Annotated in this window: 12 protein-coding genes and 1 pseudogene; 8 read left to right on the forward strand and 5 right to left on the reverse strand. The window is 67.9% G+C overall.

What is annotated here, in order from left to right:
- Positions 1–224, forward strand: a pseudogene (locus tag QZH66_RS09170) (alanine acetyltransferase); the annotation flags it as partial.
- Positions 221–721, forward strand: coding sequence for a ribosomal protein S18-alanine N-acetyltransferase (gene rimI / locus QZH66_RS09175; RefSeq protein ID WP_305805637.1), 501 nt, complete (start codon positions 221–223; stop codon positions 719–721). The pseudogene QZH66_RS09170 and the gene rimI, both read left to right, overlap by 4 nt.
- 330 nt (positions 722–1051) lie before the next feature.
- Here rimI and QZH66_RS09180 read toward each other — a convergent pair whose 3' ends face one another.
- From QZH66_RS09180 to QZH66_RS09195, 4 genes are all read right to left on the reverse strand, one after another.
- On the reverse strand, positions 1052–3943 hold the full coding sequence (locus QZH66_RS09180) for a valine--tRNA ligase (RefSeq protein WP_305805638.1): 2892 nt from the start codon (positions 3941–3943) through the stop codon (positions 1052–1054).
- A 47-nt stretch (positions 3944–3990) separates the two neighbouring features.
- Positions 3991–4179: a YqaE/Pmp3 family membrane protein gene (locus QZH66_RS09185; RefSeq protein ID WP_305805639.1), complete on the reverse strand. Its 189-nt coding sequence runs from the start codon at positions 4177–4179 to the stop codon at positions 3991–3993.
- 50 nt (positions 4180–4229) lie between these two features.
- Positions 4230–4655, reverse strand: a complete 426-nt coding sequence (locus tag QZH66_RS09190; protein ID WP_305805640.1) for a DNA polymerase III subunit chi — start codon at positions 4653–4655, stop codon at positions 4230–4232.
- A gap of 78 nt (positions 4656–4733) precedes the next feature.
- On the reverse strand, positions 4734–6206 hold the full coding sequence (locus QZH66_RS09195) for a leucyl aminopeptidase (protein WP_305805641.1): 1473 nt from the start codon (positions 6204–6206) through the stop codon (positions 4734–4736).
- A gap of 105 nt (positions 6207–6311) precedes the next feature.
- Here QZH66_RS09195 and lptF point away from each other — a divergent pair, with 105 nt between their 5' ends.
- A complete protein-coding gene (gene lptF / locus QZH66_RS09200) occupies positions 6312–7391 on the forward strand; it encodes an LPS export ABC transporter permease LptF (protein WP_305805642.1) in 1080 nt (359 codons plus the stop codon).
- Entirely contained in the window at positions 7388–8494 is a 1107-nt protein-coding gene (gene lptG, locus QZH66_RS09205) for an LPS export ABC transporter permease LptG (protein ID WP_305805643.1), read from the forward strand. Before lptF ends, lptG begins: the two co-directional genes overlap by 4 nt.
- Before the next feature lie 241 nt (positions 8495–8735).
- Here lptG and QZH66_RS09210 read toward each other — a convergent pair whose 3' ends face one another.
- Entirely contained in the window at positions 8736–9209 is a 474-nt protein-coding gene (locus QZH66_RS09210; protein ID WP_305805644.1) for an RDD family protein, read from the reverse strand.
- A 70-nt stretch (positions 9210–9279) separates the two neighbouring features.
- Here QZH66_RS09210 and xerD point away from each other — a divergent pair, with 70 nt between their 5' ends.
- The 4 genes from xerD to QZH66_RS09230 form a co-directional block, all read left to right on the forward strand.
- Complete coding sequence (gene xerD / locus QZH66_RS09215) at positions 9280–10257, forward strand: site-specific tyrosine recombinase XerD (protein WP_305805645.1); 978 nt, start codon at positions 9280–9282, stop codon at positions 10255–10257.
- Positions 10258–10349: 92 nt separating this feature from the next.
- A complete protein-coding gene (locus tag QZH66_RS09220) occupies positions 10350–11135 on the forward strand; it encodes a DsbC family protein (RefSeq protein WP_305805646.1) in 786 nt (261 codons plus the stop codon).
- Positions 11136–11251: 116 nt separating this feature from the next.
- Complete coding sequence (gene purL, locus QZH66_RS09225) at positions 11252–15259, forward strand: phosphoribosylformylglycinamidine synthase (RefSeq protein ID WP_305805647.1); 4008 nt, start codon at positions 11252–11254, stop codon at positions 15257–15259.
- A gap of 445 nt (positions 15260–15704) precedes the next feature.
- A partial coding sequence (locus tag QZH66_RS09230; RefSeq protein WP_305805648.1) for an ESPR-type extended signal peptide-containing protein occupies positions 15705–16184 on the forward strand: 480 nt, incomplete at its 3' end.

Here is a 16184-nt window from a genome sequence, read left to right on the forward strand (position 1 = left end):
CCGCTCCGACGGTGAGGCCGGCGGCCGCGCCGCGCGCCTCCGCGCTGCGGATGCCGGATCGCCTGCAGTTCGCGTTGCTGCGGGCATCGGGATGCAATCCCAATGATCCGGAGACGCGGGCGATGATGGAACGCTGGCCGCTGGCCGAATTGCGCGCCAGTCCGGCCGCCAAGCGCGCGCTGTGGCCGCAACTGCGCGCCTTGCGGCGGAAAGCGCGGCCGTGAGTGCGCTCGGGGTGAGCTCGTCCACGGCCACGCTGCGCCCGCTGCGTGAGCAGGATCTGGACGTGGTGATGGAGGTCGAGCAGCGCGCATATCCATATCCGTGGACGGCGGGCATCTTCATGGACTGCCTGCGGTCCGGCTACCCGGGGCTGGTGCTGGAGCAGGACGGGACGCTGCTGGGCTACGGCCTGCTGAGCATCGCCGCCGATGAGGCGCACGTGCTCAACGTCTGTGTGGACCCGCGGTGCCAGTCCAGGGGCTATGGCCGGCGGCTGTTGCGTGAACTGGTGCGGGCGGCCCGTCACCACCGCGCCCAGCGGGTGTTTCTGGAGGTGCGCCCGTCCAACACCGCGGCGGTGGCGCTGTATCACAGCGAAGGTTTCAACGAGATCGGCCGCCGCCCGCGCTATTACCCGGCTGACAACGGTCGCGAAGACGCGCTGGTGATGGCGATCGAGCTGGTGGACGACGACCTCCAGGTGATGCCGCCGCTGTAGGTGGTATGCGCAGGATCCGCGGCTGCCACGTGGTCGCTGCCGGCAGTGGCGACGACTTCCCGGTCACCGCGTGGAGGCGTGGGAGGCCTTCCCTCATCCGCCCTTCGGGCACCTTCTCCCCGCGGGGAGAAGGGCGCGCGCTATTGCACGCTTGTTTGCTTGTTTGCTTGTTCGCTTGCACGCTCCTTTGCTGTTTGCTCCCTTCCCGCTTGCGGGAGAGGAGCGCGGTGAGGGCGGAAGTGCTGCGTGTATTGCGGGTGCTGCAGGGGCTCCGGACAAGAAAACGCCGCCCGCAGGCGGCGTTTTCCGATCGGCAAATCTACACGCGGGTTACAGCTTGGCGCGTTGTTCGCGCAGGCCGGCCAGCTGGCTGTTCCAGTCGAGCAGGCGTTTGCGCTCCTGTTCGACCACGGCGGCCGGCACCTTGTCGGTGAACTTGGCCAGTTTGGTCTGGCTCTTTTCCTTCTCCGACTCTACCCGGGCGATTTCCTTGTCCAGGCGGGCGCGCTCGGCATCCAGGTCGACCAGGCCTTCCAGCGGCACCAGCAGTTTCAGTTCGCCGACGATGGCGGCAGCGGCCGGTGGCGTCTGGGCATCATCGGCCTGCCAGTCGATGCGCTCCAGCTTGAGCAGGAACTTCAACGAGGCGCTGAACCGCTCGACCCGGCCGCGGTCCTCGGCCTGGCCGGCCTGCAGCAGCAGGGGCACCAGTCTGGACGGCGGCACGTTGAGTTCGCTGCGCACGCGCCGCAGCGCATTGACCATCGCCTTGAGCCATTCCACGTCGGCTTCGGCGCGGCCGAAATCGCCGGCGAATTCCGCCGCGGTCGGGTACGGGCGCAGCGAGATCGTATCTGCCTGCAGGCCCACGCGCGGGGCCACCTGCTGCCACAGTTCCTCGGTGACGAACGGGGTCAGCGGGTGCAGCAGGCGCAGCAGCGATTCGAGCACGTACAACAGGGTGTGGCGGGTACTGGCGGCGTCTTCGGCGTTGTCGGCCGTTTCCGGCGACCTGCCTTCAGCGGCATTCGAGCGTCCCTGCACAACGCCATTAAGCGCCGGCTTGGTGAGTTCCAGGAACCAGTCGCAGAACTCGTTCCAGGCGAACTCGTACAGCGACTGCGCCAGCAGATCGAACCGGTAGTGGGCGAAGTGGCCCTGCGCCTCGCCGGCGACCGTGGCCAGGCGCGACAGGATCCAGCGTTCGGCATCGGTGCGCGGCGTCGGCGCACCGCTGAACTGTGCGCCTTCGGTGTTCATCAGCACGAAGCGGGTGGCATTCCACAGCTTGTTGCAGAAGTTCTTGTAGCCCTCGGCGCGGCCCATGTCGAACTTGATGTCGCGGCCATGGGTGGCCAGCGCGGCGATGGTGAAGCGCAGCGCGTCGGCACCGTGGGCGATGATGCCGTCCGGGAATTCACGGCGCGTGGCCTTCTCGATCTTCTCGGCCATCTTCGGCTGCATCAGGCCATGGGTGCGCTTGGCGACCAGGTCGTCGATGGTGATGCCGTCGATGATGTCCAGCGGATCGAGCACGTTGCCCTTGGACTTGGACATCTTCTGGCCCTGCGCATCGCGGATCAGGCCGGTGATGTACACGTCCTTGAACGGAATGTGCCCGGTGAAGCTGTCGGTGGCCATGATCATGCGCGCCACCCAGAAGAAGATGATGTCGAACCCGGTGACCAGCACCGACGACGGCAGGTAGCGCTCGAAACCGCGCTGCGCCATCGCCGCTGCATCCGGCCAGCCCAGGGTGGAGAACGGCCACAGCTGCGAGGAGAACCAGGTTTCCAGCACGTCGCTGTCCTGGGTCAGCACCACGTCGTCGCCCAACCCGGCCTTGGCGCGGGCCTCGGCCTCGTTGCGGCCGACATGGCAGTTGCCGGCCTCGTCGAACCACGCCGGGATGCGGTGGCCCCACCACAGCTGGCGGCTGATGCACCAGTCCTGGATGTTCTCCATCCAGTGGCGATAGGTGTTGATCCAGTTGGCGGGTACGAACTTGATCGAACCCGGCTTTCCATCAGTACCTTCGACCAGCTCCAGGCCGCGTTTGGCGAGCGCATCCATCTTCACGAACCACTGGTCGGTCAGGTACGGCTCGATCACCTGGCCGGTGCGGTCGCCACGCGGCACCTGCAGCTTGTGCGCGCGGGTCTCGACCAGGATGCCCAGATCTTCCAGCTCGGCCAGGATCACCTTGCGTGCTTCGTAGCGGTCCAGCCCGCGGTACTTCTCCGGCGCGTTCTCGTTGAGCGTGGCGGTGGTGGTGAACAGGTTGATCATCGGCAGGCCGTGGCGCACGCCCACCTGGTAGTCGTTGAAGTCGTGCGCCGGGGTCACCTTGACCACGCCGGTGCCGAACGCCTTGTCGACGTACTCGTCGCCGATCACCGGCACGCTGCGGCCGGTCAGCGGCAGGGTCACGCGCTTGCCGATCAGGTGGGCGTAGCGGCTGTCCTCCGGATGCACCATCACCGCGGTATCGCCGAGCAGGGTTTCCGGACGGGTGGTGGCCACGACCAGGCAGTGGCGGGTTTCGCGCAGCGTCTGGTTGCCGTCGGCATCCACTTCGACGTGCTCGTAGCTGGCGCCGTCCTCCAGCGCGTAGGCGATCGACCACAGGAAGCCATCTTCTTCCACGCTTTCCACTTCCAGATCGGAAATGGCGGTCTTCAGCACCGGGTCCCAGTTGACCAGGCGCTGGCCGCGGTAGATCAGGCCCTGCTCGTGCCAGCGCACGAACGCTTCGATCACCGCATCGGAGGGCTGCGCATCCATGGTGAAGGTGCTGCGCGACCAGTCGCCCGAGGCGCCCATGCGCCGCATCTGCCGTTCGATGGTGTCGCCGGACTGTTCCTTCCACTCCCAGACCTTGCCGATGAAGCCCTCGCGCCCCAGCGAGTCACGGGTTTCCCCGTCGCCGGCCAGCGCCAGGTTGCGCGACACCACCATTTCGGTGGCGATGCCGGCATGGTCGGTGCCCATCTGCCACAGCGTGTCGTAGCCGCGCATGCGGTGGTAGCGCACCAGCGCGTCCATCAGCGTGTGCTGGAAGGCGTGGCCCATGTGCAGGGTGCCGGTGACGTTGGGCGGCGGCAGCAGCACGGTGTAGGGCTCGCCCTTGCCGGACGGCTTGAAATAGCCCTGCCGCTCCCAGTTTTCATACAGGGCCGATTCAAAGGTCTTGGGGTCGTAGCTGGAAGCGAGTTGGGTCATGGTGGAACCGGAAAGGAATGCGGGATTGACGGTGGGGTGGGGCGCGATCAGCCGCGCAGGGCGCGGCGGATCTTCTGGTCGGTGTGGTACTGGCTGACCGCATAGGCGGCCCAGATCGCCGCCGGCACCCAGCCCACCACGGTCAGCTGCAGGATCAGGCAGACGATGCCGGAAACCGGCCGGCCGATGGTGAAGAACGCCAGCCACGGCAGCAGCAGGGCGATAAGCAGGCGCATCGGGGGATCTCCTTGAACAGGGTGGCCGCGGCGTGGCCGCCAGCCGGTCATTACATGTCGTACTTGTTCATATCCATGCCGCGGGCCTTGTACTGGCGCCAGCGTTCGCGCAGCGGTTCGCGCGCGGCCGGATCGGCCGGCACCACTTCCAGCACCCGCTCGCAGACGCCTTGATAGGCCTCGTCGCGCAGGTTGATCACCAGTGGCCGCGACGGCGCCTCGGTGCCGGGCGCGACGATCAGCACGATCGCCTCCTCCTCGTCGACGTCTTCGCCGGCGATCTGGTGAGGGATGTAGGCATCGTTGTCGAACGCCCACAGCAGCTCGTCCAGCTCTTCGGCCTGGGCCTGGTCACGCGCCAGCACCAGGGTGAACAGGCCGGCATCGTTGGCCTTGCGGGCCAGCTCGCACACCAGTCGCAGCGGCTCGGTAAGGAAGCGCGGCTTGGCGATCAGGTAGAAGTCGGCTCGGGACATGGACGCTCGATGGTAAGGACGGGTTTGAACGGGGTCGGAGTGGATTTGGCAAAACCCACGCCGACCCCGGTTTTCGCTTTAGGCGATGCGGTCCAGCAGCCACTGGCTCAGCAGGCCGACCGGACGGCCGGTGGCCATGCCGCGCTTGCCTTCCTCGCTGGCCACGCCGGCGATATCCAGGTGTGCCCAGCGCTGGCCTTCGGTGAAGCGCGACAGGAAGCAGCCGGCGGTGATCGCACCGCCCCAGCGGCCGCCGATGTTGTAGACGTCGGCGAAGGTCGAATCCAGCAGCGGCTGGTATTCGTCCCACAGCGGCAGGCGCCAGGCGCGGTCGAACACGTGTTCGCCGGCGGCCAGCAGTTCGCCCGCCAGGTCGTCGTGCTTGCTCATCAGGCCGGCGGTCTGGTGGCCCAGCGCGACCATGCAGGCGCCGGTCAGGGTCGCCACGTCGACCAGCGCGGCCGGCTCGAAGCGCTGCGCGTAGGTCAGCGCGTCGCACAGGATCAGGCGGCCTTCGGCGTCGGTGTTGCCCACTTCGATGGTCTTGCCCGACATCGAAGTGATCACGTCGGACGGACGGTAGGCATTGCCGTCGATGGCGTTCTCCACCGCCGGCACCACCACCACCAGGTTCAGCGGCAGCTTGGCCTTCACGGCGGCGACGAAGGTGCCGATGACGTTGGCGCCACCGCACATGTCGTACTTCATTTCCTCGATGCCGCCCTGGGTTTTCAGGTTGACGCCGCCGGTATCGAAGGTGATGCCCTTGCCGACCAGCACATAGGGCTTGGCGTCGCCGCCATTGGTCCACTTCAGCACGATCATGCGCGGGCGGTTGGCCGAGCCGCGGGCCACGGCCAGCAGCGAGCCCATGCCGAGGGCTTGCATCTGCGCCTCGTCCAGGATCTCGGCTTCGGCGCCCTCGTGTTCGCTGGCGAACTTGACCGAGGACTCGGCCAGGTAGGCCGGGGTGCAGTAGTTCGGCGGCAGGTTGCCCAGCTCGCGGGCGTACTGCACGCCGGCGGCGATGGCCTGGCCCCGGGTCAGCGCGGTGGCGTCGTCGCCGGCAATTGCCAGTGCGGTCAGGCCCGGCTCGTCGGCCTTCTTCTTGCCGAAGGTGGCGCGGTAGCGGTAGCTGGCGTGATCGGCGGCGATCACCGCCTGGCGGATGTTCCAGGCGGTGTCGCGGCCGGTCACTTCCAGCTCGGACAGGGTCAGCAGCGCGTTGGCGCTGGTACCGGTCTTCAGCGCGCGCACGGCATCGCCCACCGCCTTGATGTACTGCGGCACGCCGAACTTGGCCGCATCGCCCAGGCCGACCACCAGCACGCGCGGCGCGGCGACGCCGTCCAGATCGTGCAGCAAGGTGACGTTGCCGGGCTTGCCGCCGACATCGCCACGCGCCACCAGGGCCGACAGGCGGCCGCCGGAGGCGGCATCCAGCGCCTGCGCGGCCGGGGACAGCGACTTGTCGGCGAAGCTGCCGACGATGATGCAATCAAGTCCGGCGGTGGCCGGGGCGGCGTGGTTCAGGGTGAATTCCAGAGACATTGATCAGATTCCGTTGCCAAATCCGTACAATCGCGGGCTGTATACGCCTTCCCAGTCAGGCGGGGCGCGCCGCGAACGAAGCCGAGAGTTTAAACCACCGATCCCATGCCGAAGCTCGACCGCTATCTCCTGAGTGATTTCACCCAGAGCTTTCTGGCCACCTTGATCGTGCTGCTGGTCGTCAGCGTGGGCGGCGTGCTGGTGGATATCCTCGGCAGTATTGCCGATGGCAAGCTGCCGGCGGGGCTGCTGTTCTCGCAGCTGGGCCTGCAGTTCATCGTTTATATGCCGCTGATCCTGCCGCTGGCGCTGATGCTGGGGCTGCTGCTGTCGATGGGGCGGCTGTACCGGGATTCGGAAATGGCGGTGATCACCGCGATCGGCGTTGGCCCGAAGCGGCTGCTCAAGCCGGTGCTGATGCTGGTGCTGCCGGTGCTGGCGTTGATCGGGCTGTGTTCGCTGTGGCTGGGGCCGTGGGCCGAGCGCACCTCCGCCGAGCTGGTGCAGAGCGCCAACCGCAGCCTGGTGGTGGCCGGACTGGAAGCCGGGCGCTTCACCCCGCTGCCCGGCGGCGGCATCGTGTATCTGTCCTCGGTATCGGCCGATGGCACCCAGCTGGGCAAAGTGTTCATGCAGCGGCAGAAGGATGACCGCATCGATGTGGTGTCGGCCGATCATGGCGCGATGTTCTTCGAAGGCCAGCGCCAGCGCTTCCTGCGGCTGGAAGACGGTTACCGGGTGGAAGGCCCGGCCAACGGCGCGCTGGACTACCGGCTGATGCGCTATGCCAGCAACGAGGTCGGCCTGCCGGACCGGACCGAGGTGCGCAATGACGATGATCCCGAACTGTTGCCGACCTCGCAGCTGTGGGGGGACCCGCGCCCGACCGCCAATGCGCAGCTGCATGCGCGGCTGACGCCCCCGCTGCTGGCGCTGGCTTTCGCCCTGCTGACCCTGCCGCTGTCGCGCAGCGCCCCGCGCCAGCAGCGCTACGGCCGCATCATGCTGGCCCTGCTGGCGTATCTGGTGGGAGTGAACCTGATGTTTGTCGGTACCCAGCTGCTGGCGGTCGACCGGCTGCCACGCGCGCTTGGATTGTGGTGGTTGAGCCTGCCGCTGCTGGCGTTGGCAATCTGGCTGTACCTGCGCGACGGGCGCCTGTCGCGGCCACGGAGCGCGGCATGAAGCTGCGGCCGATGCGGTTTGATTTCTATCTGGGCCGGGCCGTGTTCAGTACGGTGCTGTTGACCTGGGTGGTGCTGGTCGGACTGGATGTGGTGATCGCCCTGTCCGGGGAATTCAAGGATGTCGGCAAAGGCAGTTACACCTTTGCCCATGCCGTGGCCTGGGTGGCCTATACGGTGCCGCGCCGCGCCTACACGATGTTCCCGACCGCGGCGGTGATCGGCGCGCTGATGGGGCTGGGGCAGCTGGCGGCCAGCTCCGAATTGACCGCGCTGCGCGCGCTGGGCCTGTCACGCCGCCGGCTCGGGTTGTCGGTGGCGGTGGCGCTGTCGCTGCTGACGGCGGTGATGGTGTTCAGCGGCGAAACCCTGGGGCCGTGGGCGCAGGGCCGCGCCGATGCGCTCAAGAGCAGCGCCAAGTTCAATACCGACATCGCCATGGCCCGCTACTCGGGCTTGTGGGCGCGCGAAGGGGACACCTTCCTCAATGCCCAGAGTGGCGAAGAGCAACTCACCGGCGACGGCAAGACCCGGCTGGTACTCCACGACGTGCGGCTGTACCGGATCGCCGCGGACGGCCGCCTGGCTTCGTTGACCTATGCCGCCACGGCCGAGCATGCCAACAACCAGTGGGTATTGAAGAAGGTGCGCCGCGACACGTTCGGTGAGCGGTCGGCCAGCCGCGAGCTGGTGGCTGAACAGCCATGGGATTCGCAGCTGGATGCCGGTGCGCTGGCGTCGGGTCTGACCAAGCCGCGCAACCTGCCGGCCAGCGACCTGCGCAACAGCATCGAGTACCGCAAGCGCAATGGCCTGGATGCGCGCGAGTACGAGGACATCTACTGGAGCCGCTGGTTCTACCCGGTCAACGTGCTGGCGTTGTGTCTGGCCGCGGTCCCGTTCGCCTTCGGTTCGCTGCGCAGTGGTGGCATGGGCAAGCGCCTGTTCCTGGGCATCCTGTTCGCGCTCGGTTTCTGGCTGCTGCAGCTGTTTTTCGGGCGCATGGCCGGTGCACTCCGGTTCGACTACCGGCTCGCGTATGCGTTGCCGCCGGTGGTGATGCTGGCCGCGTCGGGCTGGCTGTTCCGGCGTAAATCGGGCTAGCAACAGGCGCCGCCGGCAGGTGCTCGGGCGGCCCGCAGCGCAGGCCGCCCGAGCGGCGCAGCGGTTGTCCCGGCTGCCGCGTTCATACGTGGACGCCCGCTACCGAGAGGGCGCTCGCGGATTGGCAGCGTGAATCGGCGTTGCCGGTGTACCCGGCAGTCGAGCCGGCCGGCGCACGCCGCAGCTCTCCCCGCTCTGTCCGGGTGGTGGCCGCGCCGCCATGCGCAACGCTGCGGCCGTATCAGATTTCCCGATCGTCGATCCGCACCAGCCGGGTGCCGCTGAGCCGGTCGTGCACGGTCAACTGCTGCCGGTCGAGCAATGCCCACCAGAAACCCAGCCCGCCGCAGAGCAGGGACAGGGTCGCCACCGCGTAGCGCCGCCACAGCGCAGCCCAGGTGGGCGGCTGGCCGCTGAGCGTGCGCAGATGCAGCCGCCAAGGCCGCATTCCCAGCGTCTGCCCGCCGCGGCGCCAGCTGATCGTGGCGTACAGCCCGGCCAGTACCCAGCAACACCCCCACAGCAGCCATTGCAGCGGACTGAACGGGGCGATGTTCTCGCGGGCGCCATGCCCGGCCAGGGTGTAGCCGACGGTAAACAGCGCCGATGCCAGCAGCCACAGCGCTACCACCGGCCAGACGTCGTAGAACAGCGCCAGCAGGCGGCGGATCAGCAGCGCGTCGGCGCGCGTCGGGGCAGAGGGTGGTGGGCTCATCGCCCGAGCATAAACGCTGGCATGGGCCGGGTGCATGGGCGTGGCCGGGGCGAGCGCCTATGCTGTGGCGATGACTGCCCCCTCCACTCCCGCCGAACGCCGCCAGCGGGTGCAACAGCTGCCGCCGCTGCGGGCCGACGACAGCCGCGCCATCCAGCGGTTTCTCGACACGATCTGGGCCGAGCAGGGGCTGGCGCAGGCCACGCTGGACAGTTACCGGCGTGATCTGGAAGGTCTGGCGCGCTGGCGCAACGGTGCCGGCGGTGGCCTGGCCCGGATCGACCGCGCCGGCCTGTTCGACTACCTGGCCTGGCGCACCCGCCACCGCTGGTCATCACGCAGCAATGCGCGGCTGCTCTCGACGCTGCGGGCGTTTTTTGCGCTTGCCGTGCGCCGCGGCGAGCGTGCCGAGGATCCGGCGGCGCTGCTGGAGTCGCCGGCACTGCCGCGCTCGTTGCCCAAAGCGCTGGCGGAAAGCCAGATTGACGCGCTGCTGGCCGCACCGGATATCGCCGCGCCGCTGGGCCTGCGTGACCGGGCGATGCTGGAGTTGATGTACGCCGCCGGCCTGCGGGTCAGCGAGCTGGTCAACCTGCCGGCCAATGCGGTCAACCTGCGCCAGGGCGTGCTGCGGGTCACCGGCAAGGGCAGCAAGGAGCGGCTGGTGCCACTGGGCGAGGAGTCGCAGCACTGGCTGGAGCGCTATCTGCAGCAGTCGCGGCCGCAACTGGCGGGCCGGCGGCCGGTGGTGGCCAATGCCGAAGGGCAGGTGCCGCTGTTTATCGGCAGCCACGGTGAGGCGGTGAGCCGGCAGCAATTCTGGGCGCTGGTGAAGACCTATGCCGGCGCCGCCGCGATCGATCCCGCCAGCATCAGCCCGCACGGCTTGCGCCACAGTTTCGCCACCCATCTGCTGAATCACGGCGCCGACCTGCGCGTGCTGCAGATGCTGCTGGGCCACAGCTCCCTGTCCACCACCCAGATCTACACCCTGGTGGCGCGCGAACACCTGCAGAAGCTGCATCGCCGCCACCATCCGCGCGGCTGAAGCGCGATGCCGCGCCCGGAAGCCGTGCGGCGGCAGGGTGGCTTCATGGTCGCTGTGCGAGAATCGCCGCGACTCCTTACCGTGGATGCCCGATGTTCCGTATTGCCGTTGCCGCGCTGTTGGGCGCGATCAGTCTTTCCGCCTGCGCAAAGCAGCCGCAAACCGGCGCCGCCACATCCCCGGGCACCGCTGCACCGGTGGCTGAAGGTGCGGTCGACAAAAAGGTGCGTGAAGCGCTCAGGCAGCTCGACCCCAATTTCAAGCCGGATTACGTTGGCGCCGCGCCGTTTGCCGGCTTCCGCGAGGTGGTGGTGTCCGGGCAGGTGCTGTATGTGTCCGATGACGGCCGCTACCTGATGCAGTCCCAGCCCTACGACATCGAAAAGAGGGCACTGGCCACCAGCGAGGGCCTGCTGGCGTATCGCCGCAAGCTGCTGGATACCGTGCCGCACGCCGACCGCATCGTGTTCGCGCCGCCCAATGCCAAGTACACCGTCAGCGTCTTCACCGACGTTGAATGCGGCTACTGCCGCAAGCTGCACCAGGATATCGCCGAGCTGAACCGCAACGGCATCGCGGTGGAATACCTGGCGTTCCCGCGCATGGGGCTGGGCAGCAAGGATTACACCGACATGATCTCGGTATGGTGTGCCGCCGACCGCAAGGCCGCGCTGACCCAGGCCAAGAGTGGCAAGGCCGTGCCCGGCAAGAACTGCACCAACCCGGTGGCGATGCAGTACAGCCTCGGCCAGCAGCTGGGCGTCAACGGCACCCCGGCGATCTTCGCCGCCGACGGCAGCCAGCTCGGTGGCTACCTGCCGCCGGCCCAGCTCAAGGCCGCGCTGGAGCGTATTCCGGGCGCTGCTGGCAACCGCTGAAGGCGTTGCCACGCTGACCCAAGCAGGCGTTGACTGCGAAGCTGCACCACCCGAAGCCGGCCATGCGCCGGCTTCGGTACAATAGCCGGCCCGATTCCAACCACGGTTCCCCGGACATGATCGTCCTCGAGGGCGCAGCTGCCCTTTCACCGTTCCGCCGCGAACGTCTTGAATCCCGCCTGCAGTCCATCGCCGCCGATCTGCGTATCACCGGTGCCTGGCATGTCTATTTCATCCAGACCGAAGGCGATGCCGCCGTCGATCAGGCCACGCTGGGCAGGATCCTGCAGGCGCAGCCGCAGGCTGCCGGGCGCGAGAGCGGGGCGGTGTCGCGCTATGTCGTACCGCGCCTGGGCACGCTGTCGCCGTGGTCGAGCAAGGCCACCGAGCTGGTGCGCGGCGCCGGTCTGGCGATCCACCGGGTGGAACGCGGCACCCGCATCGACCTGGGCGGCTGGCCGCGCCAGGCGGAGCCGACCGCAGTGGGTTCCGTGCCACCGCCGCGGCCGGAAACAATGACGGCACTTGAGCGCCTGCTGCACGACCCGATGACGCAATCGCTGCTGGACGAGGCCGCCCAGGCGCAGGCGCTGTTCACCACGCCGGCGCGCGGCGAGCTGGAGCGCGTGGCGCTGGATGACCTGGAAGACGCCAACCGCCGCCTCGGACTGGCCATGGCCCAGGACGAGATCGACTACCTGCGCCAGCGTTTCGGCGAACTGGGACGCAAGCCGTCGGATGTCGAACTGATGATGTTCGCCCAGGCCAACTCCGAGCATTGCCGGCACAAGATCTTCAATGCCAGCTGGACCATCGAAGGGCAGGAGCAGGAACGCTCGCTGTTCAAGATGATCAAGCACACCCACCAGCAGACGCCGCAGAACACGCTCAGCGCCTACAGCGACAACGCCGCCGTGGTGGCCGGCCTGCCGGCCGCGCGTTTCCGGCCGGATCCGGCGACCGGCGAATACCGCAGCGAAGCGGTGGTCGATTCGGCGTTCTGCATCAAGGTGGAAACCCACAACCATCCGACCGCGATCGCGCCGTTCCCGGGCGCGGCGACCGGCGCCGGTGGCGAGATCCGTGACGAAGGCGCGACCGGCCGCGGTGGCAAGCCCAAGGCCGGCCTGACCGGCTTTTCGGTCTCGCACCTGCGCATCCCGACCCTGCCGCAGCCGTGGGAGGCGCCGCGCGCGCTGAATCCGCGGATGGCGCCGGCGCTGGACATCATGCTCGACGGGCCGCTGGGCGGCGCCGCGTTCAACAACGAGTTCGGCCGTCCGAACCTGCTGGGTTATTTCCGCAGTTTCGAGCTGGCTGAAGGCGATATCACCCGTGCCTACGACAAGCCGATCATGCTCGCCGGTGGCCTGGGCGCGATCGACCGCGTGCAGGTGGAAAAGCTCCGCCTGCAGCCCGGCGATGCGGTGATCGTGCTGGGCGGGCCGGCGATGCTGATCGGCCTGGGCGGCGGTGCCGCCAGTTCGGTGGCTTCCGGCGAGAGCGCCGAAGACCTGGATTTCGCCAGCGTGCAGCGCGAGAACCCTGAAATGGAACGCCGCTGCCAGGAAGTGATCGACCGCTGCGTGGCGCTGGGCGCGGACAACCCGATCCGGTTCTTCCATGACGTGGGCGCCGGCGGCCTGTCCAACGCCATTCCCGAGCTGCTGCACGACTCCGGCGTCGGCGGGGTGATCGACCTGGGCAAGGTGCCCACCGATGATCCGTCGCTGTCGCCGATGCAGCTGTGGTGCAACGAGTCGCAGGAACGCTACGTGCTCGGTGTGGCGCAGCAGCGGCTGGCCGGATTCGCCGCGCTGTGCGCGCGCGAGCGCTGCCCGTTTGCCGTGGTCGGCGTGGCCACCGCCGAGGAACGTCTGGTGGTGGGATATGGCGCAACCGCTGAAAGCGTCTACGGTAACGCTGCGGCGACGGATACAGCCGGCCCGGCGCAGCACGCCGGGCGTTCGGACGAGCCGCGCGGCAGTGCCGCGCAAGCGGCTCATCTTCACCCGATCGACCTGCCGATGGACGTGCTGTTCGGCAAGGCGCCGAAGATGCATCGCGATACCGCCTATCCGCCGGCGCCGCGCTGGCCGGCATTGAAAACCGCCGGGCTGGACCTGCATGCCGCCGGCCTGCGCGTGCTGGCGCATCCATCGGTGGCCGCGAAGAACTTCCTGGTCACCATCGGTGACCGCAGCGTCGGCGGCCTGACCGCGCGCGAACAGATGATCGGCCCGTGGCAGCTGCCGATGGCCGACGTGGCGATCACCCTGGCCGGGTTCGACACCTATGCCGGTGAGGCGATGGCCATCGGCGAACGCAGCCCGCTGGCCCTGCTTGATGCCGCCGCGTCGGCGCGGATGGCCGTCGGCGAGGCGATCACCAACCTGTGCGCCGCCCCGGTACAGGCGCTGGCGTCGATCAAGCTGTCCGCCAACTGGATGGCCGCGTGCGGCCACGACGGTGAAGATGCGCTGCTGTTTGATGCGGTCAAGGCGGTGGGCATGGAACTGTGCCCGCAGCTGGAGCTGAGCATTCCGGTGGGCAAGGACTCGCTGTCGATGCAGGCGCAGTGGCAGGCCGACGGCACCACCGCCAAGTCGGTGTCGCCGGTGTCGCTGGTGATCTCGGCGTTCGCGCCGGTCGCCGATGCGCGCCAGCAGCTGACCCCGCTGCTGGACCGCGAAACCGACAGCGAGGTGTGGCTGATCGGGCTGGGCGGCGGCAAACAGCGCCTGGGAGGATCAATCCTGGCGCAGGTATATGCCGACCATTCGACACTGCCGGCATTTGCCGGCGAGGTGCCGGACCTGGACGACGCGCAGCGGCTGCGCGCGTTCTTCGAACTGATCCGCGATGCGCGTGAGGCTGGCCTGCTGTTGGCGTATCACGACCGCAGCGACGGCGGCGCGTTTGCCGCGCTGTGCGAGATGGCCTTCGCCTCGCGGCTGGGCCTGGATATCGTGCTCGATGCCTGGGGCGATGATCCGTTCCGCAGCCTGTTCAACGAAGAACTCGGCGCGGTGGTGCAGATCGCCAACGAGGACCGCGCCGCGTTCGCCGACCTGGTCGAGCGCCATGCGCTGACCGAATGCGCGCAGCGCATCGCCCGTCCGAGTACCGCGCCGGTGATGCGGGTGTCGCTGGCCGGTGAGTCGCTGGTGGAGTGGCGCTGGGAAGAACTGTTCGATGCCTGGTGGTCGGTGACCCATGCCATGCAGAAGCTGCGCGACAACCCCGAGGTGGCCGACGAGGAGCGCGCGATCGCGCGCAACTTCAACGCCGCGGGGCTGAAGCCGAAGCTTGCCTTTGCCCCGTCCGAGGATGTAGCCGCGCCGTTCATCGCGACCGGCGGACGGCCCAAGGTCGCGATCCTGCGCGAGCAGGGCGTCAATGGCCAGATCGAGATGGCCAACGCGTTCGAACGCGCCGGCTTCCGCGCTTACGACGTGCACATGAGCGACCTGATTGAAGGCCGCGTGCAACTGGCCGATTTCCGTGGCCTGGCGGCGTGCGGCGGGTTCAGCTACGGCGACGTGCTGGGCGCCGGCCGCGGCTGGGCGACCTCGATCCTGGAACGTCCGGCACTGCGCGAGGCATTCGCCGCGTTCTTCGCCCGTCCGGACACGTTCGCGCTGGGGGTGTGCAACGGTTGCCAGATGATGAGCCAGCTCAAGGACATCATCCCCGGTGCCGACCATTGGCCGCGTTTCCTGCGCAATCGCAGTGAGCAGTTCGAGGCCCGGCTGGCGTTGCTGGAAGTGGTGGAATCGCCGTCGATCCTGCTGCAGGGCATGGCCGGTTCGCGGATTCCGGTGGCCGTCGCCCATGGCGAAGGCCGCGCCGCGTTCGACAGCCCGGCGGACCAGGCAGCCGCCAACGTCGCCCTGCGGTTCGTCGATGGTGACGGCCAGGTGGCCAGCCAGTATCCGCTCAATCCGAACGGCTCGCCGCAGGGCATCACCGGCCTCACGTCGGCCGACGGCCGGGTCACGATCCTGATGCCGCACCCGGAACGCACGCTGCGTTCGATCAACCTGAGCTGGGCGCCGCCGGCCTGGGCGGAGGACTCGCCCTGGCTGCGGATGTTCCGCAACGCAAGAGTATGGTGCGGCTGAATCGTGTGAACTGATTCCGCCCGCCGTTCCATCGCCGGGAAACCTCGAAATGCCCGCCGCGCTTTTGCCGGCGGGCTTTTTCGTGGCTGTTCCCGGACTTGTCCACAGCCCCGCACTCATCTTTGAGAAAGCCGCGTACCGCCTTGTTCTCAAAGGGGTGCAGGGGTTTCCCGTGCCGTTTCCGTGAAATAAATGTGAAGGGCATCACGCAGTGACGCTGGACGTCAAAAGCTTGACGCAGGCTAAACGGCCAGCTAACACTCGGGCCTCGTTTTGCTGCCGTTCGGATTCGTAGAGGGTCCGGCGGCCATGACAGGCGTGAGCCTCCTCATGTCCGGTGCAACCGGAAGGCAGGACAAACAAAACGGCAGGGATCGGCCGGAGCGGATATTCCGTCGATGTCGCCATCTGCAGCAGAACAACCGCCATTTCAGGAGCAGTGACGATGAATCGGATTTATCGCAAGGTCTGGAACAAAGCGTTGGGACAGATGGTCGTGGCGTCGGAACTGGCAAGCCGCCAGGGCGCCGGGAGGATGATCGACGAACGCCGCTGTGGCGACCGCCCGTTTCTGACCTTGTCTGCGGCCATTGCGATGGCGCTGGGGGGGGCGTGGGCAGCACTGCCGGCGTCGGTGTTTGCGCAATCGGTGGAAGTGGGCGGCAACGCGCCCTGCCTCGTGCTCGGCAATGCCGAACTGGAAAGCTGCGTGGTCGATGGCAGTGCCACCGCGTCCGGTGCCAATGCGGTCGCTATCGGAACCAACACGCTGGCATCGGGTGACTACAGTTTTGCCGCCGGCGCCAACGCCCAGGCCCTGGGTGAGTCCGCCGTGGCGATTGGCAGCAGCGCGGTGGCCGCCGGCGAATTGAGCACGGCTACCGGCGCGCTGGCGCAGGCCAATGGCGATGGCAGCGTGGCCACT

Source organism: Stenotrophomonas sp. YIM B06876 (genome assembly GCF_030711595.1).
In the GTDB taxonomy this organism is placed as follows: domain Bacteria; phylum Pseudomonadota; class Gammaproteobacteria; order Xanthomonadales; family Xanthomonadaceae; genus Stenotrophomonas.

What these genes read in the sequence shown, in the direction of transcription:
- QZH66_RS09195 (WP_305805641.1), bottom strand. Translation starts at nt 6,206, where the DNA reads ATGTCTCTGGAATTCACCCTGAACCACGCCGCCCCGGCCACCGCCGGA.
- lptF (WP_305805642.1), top strand. Translation starts at nt 6,312, where the DNA reads ATGCCGAAGCTCGACCGCTATCTCCTGAGTGATTTCACCCAGAGCTTT.
- lptG (WP_305805643.1), top strand. Translation starts at nt 7,388, where the DNA reads ATGAAGCTGCGGCCGATGCGGTTTGATTTCTATCTGGGCCGGGCCGTG.
- xerD (WP_305805645.1), top strand. Translation starts at nt 9,280, where the DNA reads ATGACTGCCCCCTCCACTCCCGCCGAACGCCGCCAGCGGGTGCAACAG.
- purL (WP_305805647.1), top strand. Translation starts at nt 11,252, where the DNA reads ATGATCGTCCTCGAGGGCGCAGCTGCCCTTTCACCGTTCCGCCGCGAA.
- QZH66_RS09190 (WP_305805640.1), bottom strand. Translation starts at nt 4,655, where the DNA reads ATGTCCCGAGCCGACTTCTACCTGATCGCCAAGCCGCGCTTCCTTACC.
- QZH66_RS09180 (WP_305805638.1), bottom strand. Translation starts at nt 3,943, where the DNA reads ATGACCCAACTCGCTTCCAGCTACGACCCCAAGACCTTTGAATCGGCC.
- QZH66_RS09185 (WP_305805639.1), bottom strand. Translation starts at nt 4,179, where the DNA reads ATGCGCCTGCTTATCGCCCTGCTGCTGCCGTGGCTGGCGTTCTTCACC.
- QZH66_RS09210 (WP_305805644.1), bottom strand. Translation starts at nt 9,209, where the DNA reads ATGAGCCCACCACCCTCTGCCCCGACGCGCGCCGACGCGCTGCTGATC.
- QZH66_RS09220 (WP_305805646.1), top strand. Translation starts at nt 10,350, where the DNA reads ATGTTCCGTATTGCCGTTGCCGCGCTGTTGGGCGCGATCAGTCTTTCC.